Here is a 16159-nt window from a genome sequence, read left to right on the forward strand (position 1 = left end):
AATCGGCGAGCGTCGACGTGGCCGAATGGACTGTGATACGCGTCACTTCGGACGTCGATTGTGCACTCTCCCACACTGTCGCTATCCTGGCTGCACTTTGAGACCACCGAGTCTCAATGCAGCCTTCGACGGGGCCGGGTCCGACCACCGCGCGGCGCCGGCGGAGGCCGATTCCTGCCGGGGAGCGCCTGCGGCGCCTGTACTACCAGGAGCGAACGCGATGCGATCGAAGTTGATCTCGGCGGCCATCGGTTTCGCGGCGATGGCGCTGTCGTGTGCGGGACCGGGCAGCGGGACCGCCGTCGCCGCACCGGATTGCCCGAGCCTGTACGTGGTGGCGATCCCGGGAACATGGGAGACCACCGCGGACGGTGAGCGCCCCGGGCCCGGGATGCTGGCCGGAGTCACCCGCGGCCTGCCGCCCTCGGCGCGGGTGGACTACGTGAGTTACGCCGCGACCGCATTCCCCTGGGAGAGCGAGGTGTACGGCGCCTCCAAACGCGAGGCCGTCGACAACGCGCGCGGCATGATCGCGGCGATGGGCCGGGAGTGCGGCGCGACCAGGATCGCCCTGCTGGGCTACAGCCAGGGCGCGGACGCCGCCGGCGATCTCGCTGCCGAGATCGGCACCGGGCTCGGCGTCGTGCCGCCGCACCGGATCGCCGCGGTCGGGCTCATCTCCGATCCCCGCCGCTCCCCCACCGACGCGCTGGTCGGTCCACCGGTCGGCGGCGCGGGCGCGGGCGGTCCGCGCATCGGCGGGTTCGGCCTCCTCACCCCGCAGACCCGCACCATCTGCGCGATCGGCGATCTGTACTGCACCACGGCCTCGGACGATTTCGTGACCCGCTTCGCGGGCTTCCTGGCCCAGACCTCCCACCCCGACCCGGCCTACCTGTGGCGCTACCAACTGGAAATGGGCGCCATCGTCGGCGACCTGATGTCCAACGGCGGAATCCCCCTTTTGCAGAGCCAGCTCTCGGAATCGGCCAACCAAGAACGGGCTCGGCTGTTGGACGAGTTCTATCGCTCCGAAGCGCACACCGCCTACGGCAGCTACCCCGTCGGAGGCGGAGCGACCGCGCTGTCGTGGATGCACGACTGGCTGGCGTCGCTGGCCTGAGTCAGGGAGCCAGCCGCCGCGCGACCTCGCCCAGGCTCTCCGCGACAGCGCCCCGCTGGGCGTCGGTGAGCACGTCGACGAGGACGCGGCGGACGGTCGCGACATGGCCTGGCGCGACCTGGACCAGCCTTTCCCGGCCCGCGACGGTGAGCACGGCGATGACCCCGCGCACGTCGGTCGGACAGGCCTCGCGGACCAGCAGCCCGGCCTTCTCCAACTGCGTCACCTGATAGGTCAGACCACTTTTGGAGGTGTAGAGCGCCTCGGCGAGTTCGGTCATCCGCAGGCGGCCCTCCGGCGCGTCCGCGAGCCGCACCAGGACCTCGTACTGGGTGTGCGACAACCCTTCCCGCTTGAGCTGCCGTTCCACCTCGCGACCCACCAGGGCGCCGGCCGCCAGGAAGTTCTGCCACACCGCCATCTCGCGGGCGTTCAGCCACGTGGTCTCCACGGCTCTACCCTATCCCTATTGTTCAAATTTGAACAACGCGCTAGAGTTGAGTTCGAATTTGAACTACCTGGGCGACCGAGTCGGGAGGAGCACTATGACCGTGGCTGCCGAGAGAATGCCGGTGCTGTATCTCTCGCATGGCGCTCCGCCGCTGGCCGACCACGAGAGGTGGCCCGCCGAACTGGCGGCGTGGTCGCGCGCGTTGCCGCGTCCCCGCGCCGTCCTGATCGTCTCCGCGCACTGGGAGGCCGCGCCGATCGCGCTCGGCGCCACGCAGACGGTGCCGCTGATCTACGACTTCTGGGGCTTTCCGGAGCGGTACTACCAGGTGCGTTATGCCGCGCCGGGCGCGCCCGAGCTGGCCGGCAAGGTGCGAAACCTGTTGCGCGGACCGGGCGCCGCGGTGGCGGACGTCCCGGATCGCGGGCTCGATCACGGCGCCTACGTGCCGTTGAAGGAGATGTATCCGGACGCCGACATCCCGGTGTTGCAGCTGTCCATGCCGACGCTGGACCCGCAGGCCTTGCTGAGCGTCGGCCGGAAGCTGGCGCCGCTGCGCGACGAAGGCGTGCTGATCGTCGGCAGCGGATTCTTCACCCACAACCTGCGCGCGCTGACCGCCGACGACGAGCACGTGCAGTCCTTCACAGCCGAATTCGACGCGTGGGGCCGCGAGGCGCTGGCCGCCCGCGACCTGGACACACTGCTCGACTTCGAGCGCACCGCACCCGCGGCTCGCCTGGCCCATCCACGCGCCGACCACTTCGCGCCGCTGTTCGTCGCACTCGGCGCGGGCGAGGAGGACTTCGGCACGCTGCGCACCGTCATCGATGGTTACTGGTTCGGCATGGCACGCCGATCCATCCAGCTCGGCTGAGCGCCAGCGCCGCACCACCCGACCACGCCCGAGGCGACGCGATCCGGCCCAGTCGGGGTCGCACCGGACCCGGGTAGCGGGAGCCTCCGGAGTCGCGGTCACGCGTCAGCACCCCGCCTGCCCAGAACCTGCCGCCGGAGAGCATCAGCTGGATCGCGCTGCTCCCGGCGTGCCGGTGAACGGTCCGCGAGGCAGCGGCACCGCCACCGCGACCGAGGTCGCGAGCCCTCTACGGCCGCATCACCGGATGCGCAGCGCCGTCAGCCGCCAGCCCGCCGAGCGGGTCCGCACGATGCGCGCCGCCAAGGCGAAATGACGCCTGCCCCGGCCGTAGGTGGCGAAGACCTCAGCGGTCTTGGCGTCTACCAGGACCACGTTCACCCGCATCGGCACCGCGACGCCGAGATCGCGGCCCGGCACGAGACCGGCGCCGATCAACGTGCGCACCGCGGCGACGACCGTGGCGTCGGCGACCGCGGCCAGTTGCGGCACGGGCCTCCTGCGGTCGAGCACCTCGAGGACGACTCGCACCGCCGACTCGGCGAATCGGCGTGCCGCCGACCGTGACTCGTCCTCGGCCCGCGCGGTGCAGGCATGACTTCGCGCCACCGCGCCGCGTATCCCGGCACGGGACCGACTGGAGGTCGCGTGCGGTCGCGGCCGGCACGGTAGCGCCCGAGCGGGTGCCGGATCGGGCGCCATCCGGTCCGCCTCGGCGCGGCGGCGACTGTCCAAGGGCGGCTCCGGATTCGGAGCAGGCGCCAACCAATCCTGATAACCAGCCATGCACATCCCTTCGAAAACCCGGTGGTCGAAACCTGGTGGGGACCGATTCTGCGGACGAGCCACCGGAAGTCGCGCGTAGTCGGCTACCCGAATCCGTCCCGGCATGCCACCACCGGAAACCGGCGGCCCCGAAGACCGACCTATGTTGGAGCCGGCGAACCCCGACCCGGAACCGGAGATTTTGATGACCGACGAGCGAGGAGCGGACGTGACCGTGCCCGGAAGGTCCGCGATCGCGCGTCGCCTGTTGCGCATCGGCCTGCTCGCGCTCGCCGGAGCGCTCGCCACGTACCTCACGCTCGCTCAACTGATCGCGATACTGCCGGTGTCCTGGGTGATGCCGTTACTGGGCAACGCGGTCGCGCAGTCGGCAGTGCTCTTGCTCGGTGCCGTCCGTGACGCGCTGGGCTCGTGGAACATGGTGCTGGCGGTGGTCGCGACCACGCTCGCGCTGACGGTGTTTCGCGGCGACCAGCGCGGGCGGCGCCTCGCGAGCACGGTGACCGGCGTGGCCGCCGTCGGCCTGATGCTGTCCGTCGTGACCAGCGCGACGCTGGTGTTCGCGGCGCGTGACGCCGCGGGCGTCTGGATTCCGTTCGCCCCGGCCGTGCCGTTCAGCACCGTCGGCGAGGCGCCCGACGAGACCGTCACCTACGCGACCGTCGACGGACAACCGATCCTGGCGGACCTGTACCTGCCCGCCCCGGCGTCGCGACCGGCGCCGCTGGTGGTGAGCATTCACGGCGGAGCTTTCGTCACGGGCAGCCGTGGCACCGACGCCTACACGACCTGGCTGGCCGACAACGGATACGCCGTCCTCGATGTGGACTACCGCCTCTCCGACGAAGGCGACCACCGTTGGAACACCGAGGACGCCGACGTCGCCTGCGCGCTGAGCTGGGCCGCCGCGAACGCGCAGCGGTACAACTGGGACATGCGGCGGGTCGCGACGTTCGGCGAATCGGCGGGCGGCAATCTGGCCGTCAACGTCGCGAACAAGATCAACGCGGGTGTCCTGCGGCCCAGCTGCGGCAGCGCCGCCGAGCTACCGAAGGTGCGCGCGGCGGTGGCGCTGTACCCGGCGGTCGACCTGGCCGCTTCGGGCACCGAGACCGCGCTCGGCGTCGACGCCGCCCGGCAGTACCTCGGCGGGACGCCCGAGCAGTACCCCGACCGCTACACCGCGACCGGCGCCGCCGCACAGGTCACCGGCGACTCCCCACCCACCCTGCTGATCCAGGGCGCCAACGATCACCTCGTGCTCGCCGCGCACACCGCCGCCTACGCCGCGGCCCTGGAGGGCGCGCGCGTTCCGCACCGCTACGTGGAGCTGCCCTTCCTCGATCACGCCTTCGGCACCACTGAACTCGACACCGGCGCGCTGGTCACCCGCGAACTCACCCACACCTGGCTGACGGAATACCTGCCGTAACCGACGCCACATCGCCCGAGCGGGAATATCCGCGTACCCCACTTCGTTCCTTTGGTTGCCATATCCACCAAATTGAGACAGACTGGGAACGAAGGAGGCGTCGTGCAGTTCGGAATTTTCACGGTCGGTGATGTGACGACCGACCCCACGACCGGCCGGACGCCGAGTGAGCACGAGCGCATCACGGCCATGGTGACGATCGCCCGCAAGGCCGAAGAGGTCGGGCTGGACGTGTTCGCCACCGGCGAGCACCACAACCGGCCGTTCGTGCCGTCGTCGCCGACCACCATGCTCGGCTACATCGCGGCGCGGACCGAGCGGCTCCAGCTCTCCACCGCCACGACGCTGATCACCACGAACGACCCGGTGAAGATCGCCGAGGACTTCGCCATGCTGCAGCACCTCGCCGAGGGGCGGGTTGACCTGATGCTCGGCCGCGGCAACACCGGGCCGGTCTACCCCTGGTTCGGCAAGGACATCCGCGACGGCATCCCGCTGGCGATCGAGAACTACCACCTGCTGCACCGGCTCTGGCGCGAAGACGTGGTCGACTGGGAGGGCAAGTTCCGCACGCCGCTGCAGTCGTTCACCTCGACGCCGCGCCCGCTGGACGACGTACCGCCGTTCGTCTGGCACGGCTCGATCCGCAGCCCCGAGATCGCCGAGCAGGCGGCCTACTACGGCGACGGATTCTTCGCCAACAACATCTTCTGGCCGAAAGAGCACTTCCAGCGGCTGATCGCGCTCTACCGGCAGCGCTACGAGCACTACGGCCACGGCTCCGCCGACCAGGCGATCGTCGGCCTGGGCGGACAGGTGTTCATGCGGAAGAACTCCCAGGACGCGGTGCGCGAGTTCCGGCCCTACTTCGACAACGCGCCGGTGTACGGGCACGGCCCGTCGCTGGAGAAGTTCACCGAGCAGACGCCGCTCACGGTGGGCAGCCCGCAGGAGGTCATCGACAAGACGCTCACCTTCCGTGCGGCGTTCGGCGACTACCAGCGCCAGCTGTTCTTGATGGATCACGCGGGCCTTCCGCTGAAAACCGTACTGGAGCAACTGGACCTGCTCGGCGAAGAAGTGGTTCCGGTGCTGCGCAAGGAATTCGAGGCTCTGCGCCCGGCGCACGTGCCGGACGCGCCGACACACGCCGGCCTGGTCGCCGCGCGTGACGCCGCCCTGGAGGCGACCCGATGACCCGCATCGCCGTCGTCGCCGCGGGCCTGTCGCAGCCGTCGTCGACCCGGCTGCTCGCCGATCGGCTCGCCGCCGCCACCGGCGCGGCGCTGACCGCGTCGGGCGCGGACGTGGCGTTCGACGTGGTCGAAGTACGCGAGCACGCCCGCGATCTGGCCGACAACCTGCTGACCGGGTTCGCGCCGGGCGGGCTGCGCGCGACGATCGACACCGTGACCGGCGCCGACGGTTTGATCGCCGTCACGCCGATCTTCAACGCCTCCTACAGCGGCCTGTTCAAGACGTTCTTCGACGTCCTCGAACCGGACGCGCTGGCCGGGATGCCGGTGCTGCTGGGGGCGACCGGCGGCTCGGCGCGCCATTCGCTGACGTTGGAGCACGCACTGCGGCCGATGTTCAGCTACCTGCGCGCGGTGGTCGCGCCCACCGCCGTCTACGCGGCATCCGAGGACTGGGCGTCCGCGGCGGCGGGCGGATTGAGCGCCCGGATCGACCGTGCCGCAGCGGAATTCGCCGCACTGCTGAGCGGCGCACCGCGCGAGCGCGCCGCCGATCCGTACGACGACCCGGTACCGTTCGCGCAGCTACTCGGCGCCCACTGAACCCTTCCCACCGACCGAGCCCGACCCACGCCAACTAATTCAATTCTCAATCACCAAGGAGAACATCATGTCCACCGGAACCACCAACGCTCTGACCGCGGGCACCTGGGCCATCGACCCCGCCCACTCCACGCTCGGCTTCTCGGTGCGCCACTTGATGGTCAGCAAGGTACGCGGACGCTTCACCGACTTCTCGGGCAAGCTGGTCATCGGCGAGGACGGCAGCGCCTCGGCCACGGCCGAGATCCGGGTCGACTCGGTCACCACCGACAACGAACAGCGCGACGCGCACCTGCGCACCGCGGACTTCTTCCAGGCCGAGGAGTTTCCGGTGGCCACGTTCGAGTCCACCGGCTTCCGGGTGAACGGCGACGACTTCATCGTGGACGGCGAATTCACCATCCGCGGCGTCACCAAGCCGGTCACCCTGGACGTGGAGTTCCTCGGCGTCAACCCCGGCATGGGCCACGGACCGGTCGCGGGCTTCGAGGCCAAGACCGTGATCAACCGCCGCGACTTCGGCATCACCATCGACATGCCCCTGCCCGACGGCGGCGCGGTGATCGGCGACAAGATCACGCTCACCCTCGAGATCGAGGTGGGTTTGCAGTCCTGAGTGATCCGGACGGTCCCGCGGGAGTTGCCTGCGGGACCGTTCTTTCGTCAGAAGAGGGTCATCGGCTCGGCAGGCGTTGGCTCGGGCAACGGATCCAGCTGTGGCAGCCGGGCGCGGACCTCGTCGTGGAAGCGGCGGGCCAGCTCCAGCGAGCCCGCGTTGTCCGGGGTGTGCACGAACACCGTCGGCGACCGGCCTTCGCGCAGCCACTCGGCGACCGTGCCGACCCACGGCTGCCAGCCGCCGACGGTGCGCTCGACATCGTCACGGCCGTGGTACCGCACGATCGGGTACTCGGTCAGGGCGCGCATCCTGCGCCGCACCCGCGGCTTCTTCGACGCCGCCTCCTGTTCCGCCGCACTGGTGGGCGGACCGTCGAAGAGCACGGTGGTGTCGAACGGAACCCATTCGGCGCCCACCCTGGACAAGACGTATTCCAGCCTGCGCGCCGCCTGCTCGTCGGCGAAGAACGCGGGATGCCGGACCTCGACGGCGGCCCGGTAGGTGCGCGGCAATTGCCGCAGGAATCCGGCCAGCGCACCGAGATCGGTGGGGCCGAACGAGCCGGGCAACTGCACCCACAGGGCGTGAATGCGTTCACCGAGCGGCTCCATCGCGGCGAGGAACGAGCGCAGGTCCTCCTCGACGCCGGACAGCCTGCGTTCATGGGTGATCGGCTTGGGCAGCTTGAGGACGAATCGGAACGCGGGATCACATTGACCCGCCCACGATTCCACCGTGCGCCGCGACGGCGTCGCGTAGAAGGTCGTGTTGCCTTCGACCGCATTGCACCACGTGGCGTACCAGCGCAGCCGCTCCCCCGGCGCGAGCTGCCTTTCCTGCCAGGCCGCGTGCGTCCACATCGCACATCCCACGTGAAGCCGCATGCCTTCGACGCTAACCCACCCTCCCGACACGCTCGTCCCGGCGGCACGCGACCACGGCCGGGACTCACCGCCGCGCCCGCTTGGCCGACCGGACCCAGCCGAAGGTCAGCTCCACGGCGCGCTTCCAGTTGTCGTACTCCTCCACTCGCAGCTCGGGGTCCATCCGTGGAACCCATTGCGCGGCAAGGCGCCAGTTGTTCCGCAGACCTTCCAGGTCCGGCCAGTAACCGACGGCCAGGCCCGCGGCGTACGCGGCGCCGAGCGAGACCGTCTCGGCGACGAACGGACGCGACACCGGAACGTCGAGGACGTCGGCCACGATCTGCATGAGCAGGTTGTTGGAGGTCATGCCGCCGTCCACGCGCAGTGCCTCGGCCCGCAGGCCCGAGTCGGCGTTCATCGCCTCTACCACGTCGCGGGTCTGCCAGGCGGTGGCCTCCAGTACGGCGCGGGCGATGTGGCCCTTGGTGATGTAGGAGGTCAGTCCGGCGATGAGACCGCGGGCGTCGCTGCGCCAATGCGGTGCGTAGAGCCCGGAGAACGCGGGCACGACGTAGCAGCCGCCGTTGTCTTCGACGGTGCGCGCGAGGGTTTCGATCTCCGGTGCACTCGTGACTAGCCCGATGTTGTCGCGCACCCACTGCACGAGCGAACCGGTGACCGCGATCGGACCCTCCAGCGCGTAGACCGGCTCCGGACCGATCTGGTAGCCGATCGTGGTGAGCAGGCCGTGCCCGGAGCGCACCAGCTCACCTCCGGTGTTCATCATGAGGAAACCGCCCGTTCCGTAGGTGCACTTGGTTTCCCCACGCGCGAAACAGGTCTGGCCGAACAACGCGGCGTGCTGGTCGCCGAGCGCGGCGGCGATCGGGATGTCCGGCACCACCCGGCGCGTGCTGCCGTAGGACGCGGTCGATGGTTGGATGCGCGGCAGCATCCCCGCCGGGATGCCGAAGAACTCCAGCAGTTCGTCGTCCCAGGCGAGGGTGCCGATGTTCATCAGAAGGGTACGGCCGGCGTTGGTGACGTCGGTGCGGTGCAGGCCGCCGTCCGAACCGCCGGTGAGGTTCCAGATCAGCCAGGTCTCCATGGTGCCGAACAGCACCTCGCCCCGCTCGGCGCGCTCGCGCAGACCGGGCGTCGTGTCCAGCATCCAGCGCAGCCGCGGCGCGGCGAAATAGCTCGCGAGCGGCAGACCGCACAGTTCGCGGATCCGGCCTGCGCCCGGTTTGCCCTCCAGTTCCCGGACCAGTTCTTCGGTCCGTACGTCCTGCCAGACGATGGCGCGACCGACCGGCGTGCCGGTGCGGCGGTCCCACACCACGGTGGTCTCGCGCTGGTTGGCGATGCCGAGCGCGACGATCTGATCGGCGGACACTCCGGAATCGCGCAGCGCCTGCGGCACGATCCGCTCGACGTTGCGCCAGATCTCCACGGCGTCCTGTTCGGCCCATCCCGGCCGCGGGTAGTGCTGCCGGTGCGGACGCTGGGCGACACCGACGAGCCGGGCCCGCTGGTCGAACAGGATGCACCGCGTGGAGGTGGTGCCCTGGTCGATCGCAAGCACGTAACGCTGCTTCATGCTGCTCCTGGATGAAATCCGCTGGTCACCGGCGCGACGGTGGTCGGTCGCCCGCACCGAGATCGCGCGACACCGCCCGTGCGGCGTCGAGCACCCGGCCGACCAGCGAGGATCGGTGCCGCGACTTCGCGTCGCAGAGCCGGTCCATCGCGCCGGTGATGCCGATGGCGCCGACCACGAGCCCACCTGGCGCCCGGATCGGCGCCGCGATACCCGCCTCGCCGGGGCGGAACTCCTCGATGTCGCCCGCCCATCCGGCCCGCCGCACACCGGTCAGTTCCCTGGTGAGCGCGGCGCGGTCGACGAGGGTGCGGTGCGTGAGCGCGGCCGGTTCGGCGCGGCGCACCGTCGCGGCCAGGTCTGCGTCGTAGGCGAGCAGCACCTTGCCCAGCGCGGTGGCGTGCGGCGGCAGGAGTTCGCCGAGTTCGAGCGCCTGTTCGGAGTTGTCCGGCCGGAACACGTGGTGGACCACGACCACCGCGCCGTCCAGCGGCGCGCCGATCCGCACCGACTCGCCCGTGCGCGCCGCCAGCGCGTCGGCCCAGTTGATCGCGCGCGAGCGCAACTCGTTCGCGTCGAGGTAGCCGCCGCCCAGGTGCGGCAACGCCGCGCCGAGCTGGTACTTGCCCGTCGTGGGGTCCTGGTCGACGAAGCCGACGCCCTGGAGGGTGCGCAGGATGCCGTGCGCGGTCGGCTTGGGTAAGTCGAGCGCGCCCGCGATGTCGCCGACGCCGAGACGACCGGAGCCGCGGGCCAGCAGTCGCAGCACGGCCGCCGCCCGCTCGATCGACTGGATCGGACCCGGCATGTCCGGAAACCTATCCCCTGTGTCGTGATTCGACAATGCCGAACGATTGGTGTGCGACGCCTGGCGGAACCCCGTATGAGCTGCGCCATACCTTCGCCTCGCCGGTCGCGCAATGGCCATTGCGTTCTTCGCGACCGATCCGTGCGTTCGACATTGTCGAATGACAGCGCTATCCGGGTCCGGCATTCCGCCGTAGTTTCCGTTTCGAGCACGGTCGCGCCCGCGGCCTGCGCGGCGAACGGAGGCTCAGCGATGACTCGGGGCGATAGCCAGTACGTCGGCGCGATCGACCAGGGCACCACGAGCACCCGCTTCATGGTGTTCGACCACGGAGGCAACGAGGTCGCCCGCCACCAGCTCGAGCACGAGCAGATCCTGCCGCGTCCCGGGTGGGTGGAGCACAATCCGACCGAGATCTGGGAACGCACCCGCGCGGTCGTGCAGACCACGCTGACCAAGGCCGATCTCGTCGCGAGCGACCTCGCCGCGGTCGGCGTCACCAACCAGCGTGAGACCACGGTGGTGTGGAACCGCAGGACCGGGCGGCCGTACTGCAACGCGATCGTCTGGCAGGACACCCGTACCGATCGCATCGCCGCCGAATTGGAGCGGGTCGGGCACGGCGACACCATCCGGCGCAAGGCAGGCCTGCCGCCCGCGACCTACTTCTCCGGCGGCAAGCTGCGCTGGATCCTCGACAACGTCCCCGGGGTGGCCCGGGACGCCGAACGCGGCGACGCGCTCTTCGGTACCACCGACAGCTGGCTGCTGTGGCAGCTGACCGGCGGGGTGGACGGCGGCGTGCACGTCACCGACCCGACCAACGCCAGTCGCACCATGCTGATGGACCTGGAAACGTTGGACTGGGACGACGAACTGCTGGCGTTGTTCGGGGTGCCGCGCGCGATGCTGCCCAGGATCGCGCCGTCGGCGAATCCGGACCTGTTCGGCCGCACCCGGCCCGACGGCCCGTTCGGCGGCGCGGTCCCGCTCGCCGGTGTGCTCGGCGACCAGCAGGCCGCCACCGTCGGGCAGGTCTGCTTCCGTCCCGGCGAGGCGAAGAACACCTACGGCACCGGGAACTTCCTGTTGCTCAACACCGGGACCGAGATCGTGCGATCGCAGCACGGACTACTCACCACGGTGGCCTACCGATTCGGCTCGGAGAAGCCGGTGTACGCGCTGGAAGGCTCGATCGCGGTGACGGGCTCGGCGGTGCAGTGGCTGCGCGACCAGTTGGGCATCATCTCCGGTGCGGCGCAGAGCGAATCGCTGGCCCGGCAGGCCGAGGACAACGGCGGGGTGTACTTCGTGCCCGCGTTCTCCGGATTGTTCGCGCCCTACTGGCGGTCGGACGCGCGCGGCGCGATCGTCGGCCTGTCCCGCTACAGCACCAACGCCCATCTCGCGCGGGCGACGCTGGAATCGATCTGCTACCAGACCCGCGACGTGGTCGAGGCGATGCAGGCCGACTCCGGCGTCCGGCTGGACGTGCTGCGGGTGGACGGCGGCGTCACCGCCAACGAACTGTGCATGCAATTGCAGGCCGACTTCCTCGGCGTGCCGGTGTCGCGCCCCGTGGTCGCCGAGACCACCGCCCTCGGCGCCGCCTACGCGGCCGGGCTGGCGGTCGGCTTCTGGAGCGACACCGACGAACTCACACAGAACTGGAACGAAGCGAAGCGCTGGCACCCGTCCTGGTCGCCACCGCAGCGTGAGCGCGGCTACGCGCGCTGGAAGAAAGCGGTCGCCCGCACCCTCGACTGGATCGACGTCGAGGACTGAGCCGATGACCCCGTCGTACCCGAATATCCCCGAAACAAGGAGAGACAGCGCTGTGTCCGCACGATTGGACGCCCGATACCGCGACCGCGCGGTGAACTCGCTCGGTGACACCGAGATCGACGTGCTCGTCATCGGCGGCGGCGTGGTCGGCGCGGGCGCCGCACTCGACGCCGCCTCCCGCGGCCTGACCGTGACGCTGGTGGAGGCCAGGGACTTCGCCGCGGGCACCTCGAGCCGCTCCAGCAAGCTCATCCACGGCGGGCTGCGCTACCTGGAACAGCTGGACTTCTGGCTGGTGCGGGAGGCGCTGAAGGAACGCGGCCTGCTGCTGCACCGGCTGGCCCCGCACCTGGTACGGCCGGTGTCGTTCCTGCTGCCGTTGCGGCATCGGGTGTGGGAGCGCGCCTACATCGGCGCGGGCGTCGCGCTGTACGACACCATCGGCGGCGCCCGCGCCCTGCCGATGCACCGGCACCTGTCCCGCACGCGCGCGCTGGAACTCGCGCCCGCCCTGCGCGCGGACGCGTTGACCGGAGCCATCCGGTACTTCGACGCGCAGGTCGACGACGCCCGGCACACGATGATGATCGCGCGCACGGCGGCCGGGCACGGCGCGACCGTGCTCACCCGCACCAAGGTGACGGCGCTGCTGCGCGACGGCGAGCGTGTCGTCGGCGCGGAGGTCACCGACCTGGAGACCGGGCGGGTGCACGCGGTCCGGGCGCGCCGGGTGATCAGCGCCACCGGAGTGTGGACCGACGAGATGAACCGGATGACCGGCGTCGAGTTCCCCTTCCACGTCCGGATGTCCAAGGGCGTGCACATCCTGGTGCCACGCCATCGCCTGCGGTTGGACACCGGCCTGATCATGCGCACCGAGAAGAGCGTGCTGTTCGTCATCCCGTGGCACGGGCACTGGATCATCGGCACCACCGACACGGACTGGTCGCTGGACAAGGACCACCCGGCCGCCAGCGACGCCGACGTGCGGTACCTGCTCGACCACGTCAACCGGGTGTTGCGGGAGCCGCTCACCCGCGACGACATCGTCGGCACCTACGCGGGTCTGCGCCCGCTGCTGTCCGGCGCGTCGGCCGACACCGCGACGCTCTCCCGGGAGCACGCGGTCGCCGAACCTGCCCCCGGCCTGTTCGTCATCGCGGGTGGCAAGTACACCACCTACCGGGTGATGGCCGCCGACGTCGTGGACGCGGCGGTGGCGGGACTCGGCCGCTCGGCCGCGCCGTCGGTGACCGAGCACCTGCCGATCCTCGGCGCGGTGGGCTACCAGGAACTCGCCGCCGACCTCGACAGCCTGGCGCGGCGCACGGGCCTGCCGCGAGCGATGGTGCGGCGGCTGCTCGGCCGTTACGGCTCGACGATCACCGACCTGTTCGACCTGATCGCCCGCGAGCCCGAGTTGGGTGAGCCGCTCACCGGCGCCCCCGAGTACTCGGGCGCGGAGGTGGTGTACGCGGTGACGCACGAGGGCGCACTACACCTGGACGACGTACTCACCCGCCGCACCCGAGTGTCCATCGAAACGGCCGACCGCGGCCTGTCCGCCGCTCCCGAGGTGGCTCGGCTGATCGGCGCGCACCTGGGCTGGGACGCCGCGGCCACCGAGCGGGAGATCACCCGCTATCGCGATCGGGTGCACGCCGAACTCGCCGCCAACCAGGCGGCCGACGACGAATCCGCCAACGCCGCCCGGCTGATCGCCGTTGCCTGAGCCCCTGGCACAGTTCCCGAACGCAACCGTGCCGGACTCACTGATCCATACCGCTGTGCCCGCTCGGCGTCGACTCGTCGGTCTCGAGTTCGGCGCCGGCCGGGTGCTCGTCGGCGTGCGTCGGCTTGGTGTGCTCGTCGGCGAAATCCGCGTCCTGCTGCATCGACTCCGCCGTGGTCGGATCGACATTCGGTGTGCTCATAACCTGCGCGTACCCAGCCGTGCGGCCCTGACGCACGCACCTCGGCCTCGGCGGGAAAGCGGGCTCGACACCTCGGCGGGAGTGGAGGGTTGACCTCGAGCACGGTTGAGGATGGAGCATGGTGGCATGACTCGTCCAGCTGATTTCTGGAACACCGTCTATGACAACGACACCGCCCCTTGGGTGATCGGCGAGCCGCAACCGGCCATCGTCGCGCTCGAGCGGGAGGGCGGCATCACCGGACGCGTGCTCGACCCGGGCTGCGGCGCCGGTGAGCACACGATCCTGCTGACCAGGCTCGGGTACGACGTGCGTGGAATCGACATGTCGCCGAGCGCGGTGGCGTACGCGCGCGCCAACGCCGCCGAGCAGGGGGTGCCGTCCGCCGCTTTCGAGGTGGCCGACGCCCTCGCGCTCGGCGACCGGCCGGAGTTCGCCGGTGATCCGCCCGGCTCCGCGCCCGCGTTCGACACCGTCGTCGACAGCGCGCTGTTCCACGTCTTCGGGACCGAGGACGAGCCGCGCGCCGCCTATGTCCGCAGCCTGCACGCGATCTGCAAACCGGGCGGCACCGTCCATGTTCTCGCGCTCTCCGATGTCGAGCCGGGGTTCGGCCCGCGGATCAGCGACACCTTGATCCGGGAGTCGTTCCACGACGGCTGGACGGTGGAAGACGTGCGGCCGGCGCGGTACCGGGGGCGGGTGACCGACCCGGTGGCCCAGGACGCGGCGCACCTGGAGGTCTCCGCGTCCGGCCACGTCGACCTCGCCGCGTGGCTGGCCCGGATCCGCCGCCGCTGAGCCGCCCGCGTCACACGCCCTTCGGCGCTCTGCTTCCCATGAAGCCGAACAGGTAGCCCGCCACTCGCCGCATCTGGATCTCCTCGGCGCCTTCGGTGATCCGGTAGCGCCGGTGGTGGCGGTAGATGTGCTCGAACGGCTTGTGCCGGGAGTAGCCGAGGCCGCCGTGCACCTGCATGGCGCGGTCGGCGGCCTCGCAGCACAACCGGTTGGCCCAGTAGTTGCACATCGAGACCTGCTCGGAGACGGCGAACGTGCCGTAGGTGTCCATCGACCACGCGGTCTTGTGAATGAGGGCGCGCAACATCTCGCATTGGGTGTGCAGCTCCACCAAGGGGAACTGGATCGCCTGGTTGGCGGCCAGCGGTTTGCCGAAGGGCTTGCGCTGTTTGGCGTAGGCCACCGACTCGTCGATGCAATACTGCGCCGCACCCAGACTGGACGCGGCCTGGCGGATCCGGTTCTCGTTGAAGAAGTGCTGCACCACCGCCAGGCCGCGCCCCTCGCCGCCGAAGACGGCGCTGTCGGGGACCCGGACGCCGTTCAGGGAGACACGGGCGTGGTCGGTGGGCATGTTGAAAGTCCAGAGGTACTCCTCGACGACGAATCCCGGGGCGTCGGTGGGCACCAGGAAGGCGGTGATGCCCGCCGCGTCGCCGGGGCCGCCCGAGGTGCGCGCGAAGATCAGGTCGGCGTCGGCGATGTGCACGCCGGTGTTCCAGGTCTTCTGCCCGGTGATCACCCAGTCGTCGCCGTCGCGGACCGCCGCGGTCTCCATGTGGGTGGCGTCGGAGCCGTGCTCGGGCTCGGTGATGCCGAAGGCGAAGAACTTCGTCCCCGAGGCCAAACCGTCCACCCACTCCGCCCGCTGCGCGGGTGTGCCGTGTTCGAGCATGAGCAGCAGGCCGACGTTATTGGCGACGATGGCGTGCTCGTTCTGCAGATCGCAGTGCAGGCCGAGGCCGCGCCGAGCCAGGTGCTCGCGGATCACGGCCATGCCCAGGTTGGTGCCGTCCCGGCCGCCGTACTGCGCGGGGAACGCATACCGCAGGTGCCCGGCGGCGTCGGCGCGCCTGCGTACCTCGGCCAGCAGGTCCTCCCATTGCGCGTTCGGCAGGCCGCCGCGCTCCCAATCGGTGCGGGCGTCCTCGCGGCGGTGGTCGAAGAAGCGGATGTTGTCGTCGGCCTGCTCGAGCGGCGTGATCTCCCGCTCGATGAACACGTCGAGTTCGGCCAGGTATTCGACCAGTTCCGCGGGTAGTTCGAAATCCATCGGGC

At 70.3% G+C, this 16159-nt stretch carries 16 protein-coding genes; 9 read left to right on the top strand and 7 right to left on the bottom strand.

What is annotated here, in order from left to right:
- Positions 1–220 precede the first annotated feature (220 nt).
- Positions 221–1123: a cutinase family protein gene (locus NA8_RS17125; protein ID WP_063051395.1), complete on the top strand. Its 903-nt coding sequence runs from the start codon at positions 221–223 to the stop codon at positions 1121–1123.
- 1 nt (position 1124) lies between these two features.
- Here NA8_RS17125 and NA8_RS17130 read toward each other — a convergent pair whose 3' ends face one another.
- Positions 1125–1574 carry a MarR family winged helix-turn-helix transcriptional regulator gene (locus NA8_RS17130; protein WP_245663879.1) on the bottom strand — a complete coding sequence of 150 codons (450 nt, stop codon included), beginning with the start codon at positions 1572–1574 and terminating at the stop codon, positions 1125–1127.
- A gap of 94 nt (positions 1575–1668) precedes the next feature.
- On the opposite strand from NA8_RS17130, the gene NA8_RS17135 reads away from it, so the two are divergent.
- A complete protein-coding gene (locus tag NA8_RS17135) occupies positions 1669–2451 on the top strand; it encodes a dioxygenase family protein (RefSeq protein ID WP_063051396.1) in 783 nt (260 codons plus the stop codon).
- 240 nt (positions 2452–2691) lie between these two features.
- On the opposite strand, the gene NA8_RS17140 is transcribed toward NA8_RS17135, so the two are convergent.
- The gene (locus tag NA8_RS17140) at positions 2692–3060 is read right to left on the bottom strand and encodes an Rv3235 family protein (RefSeq protein WP_063051397.1); all 369 of its coding nucleotides are present in this window, start codon (positions 3058–3060) and stop codon (positions 2692–2694) included.
- 361 nt (positions 3061–3421) lie between these two features.
- Here NA8_RS17140 and NA8_RS17145 point away from each other — a divergent pair, with 361 nt between their 5' ends.
- The 4 genes from NA8_RS17145 to NA8_RS17160 all read left to right on the top strand — a co-directional run bounded on the left by NA8_RS17145 (position 3422) and on the right by NA8_RS17160 (position 7084).
- Positions 3422–4669, top strand: coding sequence for an alpha/beta hydrolase (locus NA8_RS17145; RefSeq protein WP_169810519.1), 1248 nt, complete (start codon positions 3422–3424; stop codon positions 4667–4669).
- 102 nt (positions 4670–4771) lie between these two features.
- Positions 4772–5866 (top strand): LLM class flavin-dependent oxidoreductase, encoded by a 1095-nt coding sequence (locus NA8_RS17150; RefSeq protein WP_063051399.1) that lies wholly within the window; start codon positions 4772–4774, stop codon positions 5864–5866.
- On the top strand, positions 5863–6468 hold the full coding sequence (locus NA8_RS17155) for an FMN reductase (RefSeq protein WP_063051400.1): 606 nt from the start codon (positions 5863–5865) through the stop codon (positions 6466–6468). The genes NA8_RS17150 and NA8_RS17155 overlap by 4 nt, the downstream gene beginning before the upstream one ends.
- Before the next feature lie 67 nt (positions 6469–6535).
- Positions 6536–7084, top strand: a complete 549-nt coding sequence (locus tag NA8_RS17160) for a YceI family protein (RefSeq protein ID WP_040865251.1) — start codon at positions 6536–6538, stop codon at positions 7082–7084.
- 47 nt (positions 7085–7131) lie between these two features.
- Here NA8_RS17160 and NA8_RS17165 read toward each other — a convergent pair whose 3' ends face one another.
- The 3 genes from NA8_RS17165 to NA8_RS17175 all read right to left on the bottom strand — a co-directional run bounded on the left by NA8_RS17165 (position 7132) and on the right by NA8_RS17175 (position 10361).
- Positions 7132–7971 (bottom strand): DUF72 domain-containing protein, encoded by an 840-nt coding sequence (locus NA8_RS17165; protein ID WP_245663880.1) that lies wholly within the window; start codon positions 7969–7971, stop codon positions 7132–7134.
- Positions 7972–8035: 64 nt separating this feature from the next.
- Positions 8036–9553: a glycerol kinase GlpK gene (gene glpK / locus NA8_RS17170; RefSeq protein ID WP_063051482.1), complete on the bottom strand. Its 1518-nt coding sequence runs from the start codon at positions 9551–9553 to the stop codon at positions 8036–8038.
- A gap of 25 nt (positions 9554–9578) precedes the next feature.
- A complete protein-coding gene (locus tag NA8_RS17175; RefSeq protein WP_063051402.1) occupies positions 9579–10361 on the bottom strand; it encodes an IclR family transcriptional regulator in 783 nt (260 codons plus the stop codon).
- Positions 10362–10613: 252 nt separating this feature from the next.
- Here NA8_RS17175 and glpK (NA8_RS17180) point away from each other — a divergent pair, with 252 nt between their 5' ends.
- A complete protein-coding gene (gene glpK, locus NA8_RS17180; RefSeq protein WP_063051403.1) occupies positions 10614–12146 on the top strand; it encodes a glycerol kinase GlpK in 1533 nt (510 codons plus the stop codon).
- A gap of 4 nt (positions 12147–12150) precedes the next feature.
- Positions 12151–13878: a glycerol-3-phosphate dehydrogenase gene (gene glpD, locus NA8_RS17185; RefSeq protein WP_084466881.1), complete on the top strand. Its 1728-nt coding sequence runs from the start codon at positions 12151–12153 to the stop codon at positions 13876–13878.
- Between the two features lie 37 nt (positions 13879–13915).
- Here the strand turns inward: glpD and NA8_RS34390 are convergent, their stop codons facing one another.
- A complete protein-coding gene (locus NA8_RS34390; protein WP_168434229.1) occupies positions 13916–14080 on the bottom strand; it encodes a hypothetical protein in 165 nt (54 codons plus the stop codon).
- Between the two features lie 126 nt (positions 14081–14206).
- On the opposite strand from NA8_RS34390, the gene NA8_RS17190 reads away from it, so the two are divergent.
- On the top strand, positions 14207–14881 hold the full coding sequence (locus tag NA8_RS17190; protein WP_063051405.1) for a class I SAM-dependent methyltransferase: 675 nt from the start codon (positions 14207–14209) through the stop codon (positions 14879–14881).
- A gap of 10 nt (positions 14882–14891) precedes the next feature.
- Here NA8_RS17190 and NA8_RS17195 read toward each other — a convergent pair whose 3' ends face one another.
- On the bottom strand, positions 14892–16154 hold the full coding sequence (locus tag NA8_RS17195; protein WP_063051406.1) for an acyl-CoA dehydrogenase family protein: 1263 nt from the start codon (positions 16152–16154) through the stop codon (positions 14892–14894).
- Positions 16155–16159 lie beyond the last annotated feature (5 nt).

This window comes from Nocardia arthritidis NBRC 100137 (genome assembly GCF_001612765.1).
GTDB lineage: Bacteria > Actinomycetota > Actinomycetes > Mycobacteriales > Mycobacteriaceae > Nocardia > Nocardia arthritidis.